The sequence below is a fragment of the Tropicimonas sp. IMCC34011 genome (genome assembly GCF_003390865.1).
In the GTDB taxonomy this organism is placed as follows: domain Bacteria; phylum Pseudomonadota; class Alphaproteobacteria; order Rhodobacterales; family Rhodobacteraceae; genus Tropicimonas_B.
Map to the genome: position 1 here is coordinate 1 of NZ_QMEJ01000011.1, position 700 is coordinate 700.

1 protein-coding gene is annotated in these 700 nt (G+C 61.7%); it reads left to right on the forward strand.

From position 1 onward, the window contains the following. Window positions 1-68 precede the first annotated feature (68 nt). Window positions 69-602 carry an alpha/beta hydrolase gene (locus tag DQG15_RS17975; RefSeq protein ID WP_198665197.1) on the forward strand — a complete coding sequence of 178 codons (534 nt, stop codon included), beginning with the start codon at window positions 69-71 and terminating at the stop codon, window positions 600-602. Window positions 603-700: the final 98 nt, after the last annotated feature.

Below are 700 nucleotides of genomic sequence, written 5' to 3' on the forward strand. Positions count from 1 at the left end.
TGCTGGGCTTCGACAGGTTCGGCGTTGCCGGTCACGATCGCGGCTCTTACCGGGCCTTCCGCCTCGCGATGGATTTCCCCGACGCCGTGGCTGGCTTGGCCATCATGGACGGGGTGCCGATATACGAGGCTCTGACGCGCGCGGATTGGCGGTTCGCTCAGTCCTGGTGGCACTGGTTCTTCTTCGCACAAAGCGCAAAGGCGGAAGCGGCGATCCGAGCCGATCCAGACCTGTGGTATCCGGTCGACGAAGAGCGAATGGGACCGCTGAACGCCGCCGACTACCGCGCGGCGACACGCGATCCGGCCGTAGTGCGCGGAATGCTCGCCGATTACAGGGCCGGCCTCGAATTCGACTATGCCCATGACGAAGCTGACAGGTCTGCCGGCCGCCGTCTTCAGTGCCCGCTAGGCCTGCTTTGGTCGGCGTATGATGACATGGAACGCATCTACGGCGATCCCGCACAGCCCTGGTCCGAATGGGCCGAAAAGATTGTCATGCGGCAGAGGATCATGAGCGGACATCACATGGCGGAAGATGCGCCCGACGCAGTCGCGCAGAACCTCGGGGATTTCTTTGATAACGTTCAAAGTAATGCCTAAGCAGCAACAGCAGCTAAGTCCGCACTGCCGACCTTGTGCCGTTGGAAATGCTGCACCACAACTGAATGACCGGTCTGGGGCGCCGCGTGGCAAAATTG